Genomic DNA, 6,462 nt, shown 5'->3' with positions numbered 1-6,462 from the left:
CCAGCGGCACGCGCGCCGAGCGCATCCCGTGCCGCATCGCGACGCCCGTTTCGGCCGGCCCGACGAACAGCACGCCGTCATCGGCCAGACGCTCGTCGAGCGAGCGGATCACGCGATCCTGCGCGTCGCGATCGAAGTAGATCAGCACATTCCGACAGAACACGAAATCGTAGCGAATGCCGGTATCCACGGCCGGTTCGACGAGGTTGGCCTGACTGAACTGCACGCACGCGCGCACGCGCTCGTCGAGCAGCCAGCCGTCGCGGGTCGGCGTGAAGTGCCGCGCGCGAAACTCCGTCGCGGTGCCGCGGAACGCATTGCGCCCGTAGCAGCCGAGCCGCGCCTGCTCGATCGCGCGCGCGCTGAGGTCGATCGCGTCGATCGTGAAGCTGGCCGGATCGAGCCCTGCGTCGAGCAGCGCCATCGCCGCCGAATACGGCTCCTCGCCGGTCGAGCACGGCGCGCTCAACACGCGGACCACCCGGCCGGGCAGCGCGGCGACCCGTTCGGTCGCGAGCCGCACGAGCGTCGCGAAGGCCTCGCGGTCGCGGAAGAACCAGGTCTCGGGCACGACGAACAGCTCGATCAGCGCACGTCTTTCATCGGCCGACGCGTTGAGCTGCTGCCAGTAGGCGTCGAGCGCGTCCTGCGTCACGGGCAGCCGCGCCGCCGACGGCAGGCGCTCGCCGTCCGCCTGCAGCGTGTGCACGCGTTCCGTCAGCGCACGGGTCAGGAAATCGTTGCCGAGCGAATCGGGGTCGATGCCGGTCTCGCGCAGCAGCCAGCCGCGAAATCGCGATTCGGACTCTTTCATGCGGACTCTCCCCCGTGGCCCGGCAGGCCGTCGAACAGATACAGGCGCGCTACGTCGTCGATCAGGTCGGACACCGATACCTGCTGCACGACGCCATCGGGCGTATTCGCGACCGGCCCGAGCCAGCGCGTGCGCGCGGTCGAGATGCCGCTCGACCGGAACGCCGCGCGGTCGATCCGCATCGTCTGCGTCGCACGCTCGACGATCAGCCCGAGCGTGCGCTCGCCGCCCGCTTCGTCCGCGCGGTAGCGGACCATCACGAGCCGCGTCGAGCGCAACGCATGCGCGCGGCGCCCGAGCGCCAGCATCGGCACGTCGATCACCGGCACGGGCTGGCCGCCGCGCATCAGCAGCCCGGCGATCCATTCGGGTGCGCCGGGCACGGCCTTCGTGACCGCGAGCGGCAGCACCTCGTCGATGCCGGCCGCGTCGAGCGCATAGCGTTCGCCGTCGAGCTCGAACATCAGGAACAGCGCGTGGGCGCCGTTCTGCGGGTCGGCGCGCGTCACGCGTCGACCTTGAAGCGCGACACGCTGGTGCGCAGCTGGTTCGCGACGAGCGTCAGGTCGTCGATCGCCTGCGACGACTGGCGCAGCGACTCGGCCGTCTGCTGCGCGGCCTCCGACAGTTGCGACAGCGCCTGCGTGATCTGCTCGGCGCCGTTCGCCTGCGTCTGCATCCCTTCGTTGACCATCTGGAAGCGCGGCGCGAGCGTCTGCACCTCGGCGATGATCTGCGACAGCTGCCCGCCGACCTGCTGCACGTCGAGCATGCCGCGGCGCACTTCCTCGGAGAACTTGTCCATCCCCATCACGCCCGCCGACACCGCCGACTGGATTTCCTTCACCGTCTGCTCGATGTCGTAGGTCGCCACCGCCGTCTGGTCGGCGAGGCGGCGGATCTCGGTCGCGACGACCGCGAAGCCGCGGCCGTACTCGCCGGCCTTCTCGGCCTCGATCGCCGCGTTCAGCGACAGCAGGTTGGTCTGGTCGGCCACCTTGGTGATCGTCGCGACCACCTGGTTGATGTTCAGCGCCTTCTCGTTGAGGATCGCGAGCTTCGCGTTCACCGAACCGGCCGCGTCCATCACGCTGCGCATCGTCTCGCCCATCCGCGTGAGCCCGCTCTGGCTCACGCCCGCGAGCGTCGCCGACTGCTCGGCCACGCCGGCCACTTCGTTCATCGTGCGCAGCAGGTCGCGCGACGTCGCGAAAATCTCGCGCGAGGTCGCACCGATCTCGGTCGTCGTCGCCGCGGTTTCGTTCGCGGTCGCCTGCTGCTCGCGCGACGTCGCCGCGATTTCCGCCACCGACGTCGTCACCTGCAGCGACGACTGCTGCGCGCGTGCGACGAGCTCGGTCAGCTCGTCGGCCATCCGGTTGAAGCCCGTCTCGAGCGTGCCGAATTCGTCGCGGCGGCGCAGGTCGAGGCGGCGCGTCAGGTTGCCGGTGCGCATCACGTCGTGCACCTCGACGAGCCGCGCCATCGGTACGGTCACCGAACGGTACAGCACGTAGCCGAGCCCGAGCGCGGACAGCAGCACGAAGGCGACCGCGACCGCGAGCACGACTTCGGTGTCCTGCACGGATTCGCGGATCAGCTTCGCGGATTGCTCGGCGAACTTGCGGTTTTCCTGCACCAGCACGTTCGCGTTGCGCACGACCTCGGTCCACGCGGGCAGCGTTTTCGCGTATGCGGCGACGGCCTCCTCGCGCGACACGCGGCTCTTCTGCACGGCTTCGTTCAGCAGCGGCACGTAGCGGTCGTACGCACCGCGGAACGCCGCGAAGCGCTGCCGGTCGTCGTCGCGGAACGTCGTGCTCTGGTAGTCGACCGACAGCGACTCGATGTCCTTCAGCGCGTCGGAGATCTTCGCGAGATCACGCTGCACGGTTTCGGCCTCGGTGTCGACGAAGGTCGCCTGCTGCAGCAGCGTGAACGATTCGTTGACCGAACCGCGCAGCGACGACGCGAGGTAGACGCCGGGCAGCGAGTCGCGCTCGATGCTGACGGCTTCACTGTTGATCGCGCGCAATCGCTCGTAGGACACGCCGGCTGTCACCAGCATCAGCACGAACAGCACGCCGAAGCTGAGCAGGATGCGATTGCCGAGCGTCAGCCGGGCAGCGCCGATCGTCGGATGCAGGCTTTCATTGGTCGCGCGGGGCGTCACGGTGGCCATGTTCGTTATGGGCTTTATAAAATCAGCGTTGAAAAAATCCGCGCCCGCCTGCGCGCCGGACGGCGCGCCACGAGCGCATCAGGGTCTGCGGGCAGCGCGGCGCCGGCAGGCCGCGCCGCGAAATCACCGCTCCGCTTGCGCCGGCAGCCGAAGCGCGACCATGAAGCCGCGCGCCGTATTGCGCATCAGGATCTGGCCGCGATGCCGCGCCGCCGTCGCACGGACGAACGCGAGCCCGAGGCCGAAGCCGCCGCGCGCCGCGCCATGTGCGGATTCGAGCTGCACGAACGTCTCGGTCGCGGCCGTGCGCTGCTCCGGCGCGATCCCGGCGCCGGTATCCTCGACACCGATCAGCCATGCACCGTCCTCGCTGCGCAGCGTGCAGTGCACGTCCGTGCCGGCCGGGCCGTACTTCAGCCCGTTGTCGATCAGGTTCGCGACCGCGCGCGTCAGCATCATGCGGTCGCCCATCGTCACGCATTCGGTATCGGGCACGTGCGCGGCGACCCGGCTGCCGAGCCCGGCCGCCTTCTCCCACAGCTGGTCGACGGCGTCGAGCACGATCTCGTTGAGACTCACGACCTCGTGCGCGCGGCGCTCGGACTGCGCGCGGGTCAGGTGGATGAAGCCGTCGGCCAGCGCGAGCGCGCGCCGCGCATGGCCGGCGATGCGCTCCATGATCGCCGGCATCTCGCCGTGTTCGGTCCGGTAGACGTCGAGCAGCGCGAGGATCGAGGTCTGCGGCGAACGCATGTCGTGCGACAGGAAATCGAGCGCCTCGTCGCGCTGCCGGGACATCAGGTAAGAATTCGAGTGATAGCGGATGCGGGCGGCCAGCTCCATTGCGTCGGGGAGCTTCACCAGATAGTCGTTCGCGCCGGCGATGAATGCCTCGCGCTTGACGATCGGCTCCTCCTTCGCGGACAGCACGATGATCGGTACGCGAGCGGTGCCGGCGTCCGCGCGCCACGCACGGACCAGATCGAGGCCGTCGATCTCCGGCATCACGAGATCCTGCAGGATGACAGTCGGCTTCACGTCGCGCGCCACCGCCATCGCCCGGTGCGCGTCGGTGCACACATGCAGGTCGATGTCGTGTTCGCTGCGCAGCGCGCGGCGGATCACCTCACCGACGAACGGTTGATCGTCGACGAGAAGGACCGATAACCCCGATTCAAGACAATCCGAGGCATTATCACCGCTCGATTCTTTCATAAATACAGTTTCAAACGCCGATTCTCCAATCGATTCTTTCATAGGAGTTGTTTATCAGACTTGGACGCTATCTTATTTCAGCGGTTGAAAACCCCGCCTGATTCCGCCGAATTGGCCTGTCGGCACCGCCTTGCTGGGTTTCGGACGCCGATTTCTCCCCGTTGGCGGCCGCATTACCTCCGCATCCTTTCTCTCAATAAACATAACCGGCTGATTCTAAATGAAATTAGAACACAGCATCTATCTCAATCCGGTTTAGTTTTGCCAAATATGCAGAAAGAGACGGAAACAGTTAAATCAGATCATTTCCGGATTCGAAAGACGATAACGTTTGCGAGACCGGCACGATAAGGTTTGCATGCGCTGCAAGGCTGGCTGCCTGTCGCATTTGAGGGCCGGATGAAAATCCGCCCAATCGGCAGGCGCGGAAAAGAAAAAAGCGCGCCGGGCAACGATCGGCCCAGGCGCGCTTCGAGCCGGTTGGCACCGGCCGCTCGATCGCGGTATGACGAAGGCGTACGGCCTTACCCGCGCGCGTGCTGCGCGGACACTTCCTGCAGGTCGAGGTCGCGCTCGAGCGCGTGCAGCATCTCGTCGTGGATGTGGCCCGAACGGTGCAGGCGCAACAATTCCGTGCGCCCGGCCTTGATCGCGGCCAGCACGACGTCGTAGTGTGCGGCACGCACTTCCGCCGGATAGGTGGGCTCGTTCTTCGCCCGCTCGGTCAATTCCGCACGATACGTGTACTGCTCGAGCAGGCGCGGATGGATCACGACCCCGTTCTCGTCGCGCACGAGCGGCTGGATCGCCGCGAGCTGCGCCGCTTCGATGTACGCCCACGTCTGCGGCTCGGTCAGATGGTGCGCCGCGCGCTCTTCGCGCTGCGGCAGGCGCAGCAGCCGGATCAGCGGCCCGATCGTTGTGCCCTGCAGCAGCACGGTAACGAGGATCACCGCGAACGACGCGACCAGGATCACGTCGCGGCCGGGCATCGCCTCGGGCAGCGACAGCGCGATCGCCAGCGTGACGACGCCGCGCATCCCGGCCCAGCTCATGATCGTCGCAGCCTTCCAGTCGGGCGCTTCGCCGCGCCGCGCGATCCCGCGCACCGGCCACTTCAGTGCCTCGACCGCGTAGATCCACACGAAGCGCGACACGATCACCGCCGCCAGCACCGCAAGCATCGGCGACACCATCGTGGCGAGCACCTGCTCGAAGCCGCCGAGCCGGTGGATCGCACCGCGCAGCGACAGCCCGATCAGCACGAACACCATCGCTTCGAGCAGGAACACGATGACCTGCCAGAACGCGGTGCCGCGCGTGCGCACGGCCGCCGAGAACACCTCGTGCTGATGCCAGCCGATGATCATGCCGGCCGTGACGGTGGCGATCACGCCGGACACTTCGACCATTTCCCCCGCGATATAGGCGATCCAGCCGGCAATCACCGCGACGGTGATCACGAGATAGTCGTCGTCGAGCAGCTTCAGGAACCACACGACCAGCTTGCCGACCACGATGCCGACCACCACGCCGCCGAGCCCGAGTTCCGCGAAACCCACGACAGCGTGGCCGAGGCTGAAGGTGCCCGACAGCGCCGCGACGACCGCGAAGCGGAACAGCACGAGGCCGGCCGCGTCGTTCAGCAGGCTCTCGCCTTCCAGCAGCACCATCAGCCGGCGCGGCAGCGCGACACGCTCGAGCACAGCCTTCGCTGCAACGGCATCGGGCGGCGACACGATCGCGCCGAGCGCAAAGCATGCGGCCCACGGCAGCGACGGCGCCACCCAGTGCACGGCGAAGCCGACCGCGAACGTGGTAAACACGACCGCGCCGATCGCCAGCAGCAGGATGCCGCCGACGTTGCGCTTGAACTCCTCCCACACCGAGAAGTACGCGCCGTCCATCAGCAGCGGCGGCAGGAACACCAGCAGCACCAGTTCGGGATCGAGATTGATCGGCGGCAGGCCGGGGATGAACGCGATACCGATGCCGCCGATCAGCAGCGCGGCCGCGGGTGGCAGCCGCAGCCGCTTGGCGATGCACTCGAGCGCGACGATCGCAAGGAATGACAACAAAACCAGCTTGAATGCCGAGACGGGAGACATGAATCGACCTCGTGAAGAATGAATACGCGCTTTCCGGTGTCGTACCCCGGTCGGCAGTTTGGCGCGATTACATCACGAGGCAAGGCCCGTAGTCGAGCGCGTTCGGGCAGCCGGCCGCGCGATGCGTGCGCGGTGCGAGCCCG

Annotated in this window: 5 protein-coding genes; all 5 read right to left on the bottom strand. The window is 67.3% G+C overall.

What is annotated here, in order from left to right; all coding sequences use genetic code 11:
• A partial coding sequence (locus G3N93_RS09015; protein WP_206132828.1) for a protein-glutamate O-methyltransferase CheR occupies positions 1-814 on the bottom strand: 814 nt, incomplete at its 3' end.
• Positions 811-1,323, bottom strand: coding sequence for a chemotaxis protein CheW (locus tag G3N93_RS09010; protein ID WP_174938759.1), 513 nt, complete (start codon positions 1,321-1,323; stop codon positions 811-813). The genes G3N93_RS09010 and G3N93_RS09015, both read right to left, overlap by 4 nt.
• Positions 1,320-2,996: a methyl-accepting chemotaxis protein gene (locus tag G3N93_RS09005; protein WP_174938761.1), complete on the bottom strand. Its 1,677-nt coding sequence runs from the start codon at positions 2,994-2,996 to the stop codon at positions 1,320-1,322. The genes G3N93_RS09010 and G3N93_RS09005 overlap by 4 nt, the downstream gene beginning before the upstream one ends.
• A 123-nt stretch (positions 2,997-3,119) precedes the next feature.
• A complete protein-coding gene (locus G3N93_RS09000) occupies positions 3,120-4,253 on the bottom strand; it encodes a hybrid sensor histidine kinase/response regulator (protein WP_206132827.1) in 1,134 nt (377 codons plus the stop codon).
• A 482-nt stretch (positions 4,254-4,735) separates the two neighbouring features.
• A complete protein-coding gene (locus G3N93_RS08995; protein ID WP_174938762.1) occupies positions 4,736-6,319 on the bottom strand; it encodes a Na+/H+ antiporter in 1,584 nt (527 codons plus the stop codon).
• Between the last annotated feature and the right edge of the window lie 143 nt (positions 6,320-6,462).

This window comes from Burkholderia sp. Se-20378 (assembly GCF_017104665.1).
Taxonomy (GTDB): domain Bacteria; phylum Pseudomonadota; class Gammaproteobacteria; order Burkholderiales; family Burkholderiaceae; genus Burkholderia; species Burkholderia lata.
This window is presented reverse-complemented; position numbering and strand designations above follow the sequence as displayed.

What these genes read in the sequence shown, in the direction of transcription:
- G3N93_RS09005 (WP_174938761.1), bottom strand. Translation starts at nt 2,996, where the DNA reads ATGGCCACCGTGACGCCCCGCGCGACCAATGAAAGCCTGCATCCGACG.
- G3N93_RS09000 (WP_206132827.1), bottom strand. Translation starts at nt 4,253, where the DNA reads ATGAAAGAATCGATTGGAGAATCGGCGTTTGAAACTGTATTTATGAAA.
- G3N93_RS08995 (WP_174938762.1), bottom strand. Translation starts at nt 6,319, where the DNA reads ATGTCTCCCGTCTCGGCATTCAAGCTGGTTTTGTTGTCATTCCTTGCG.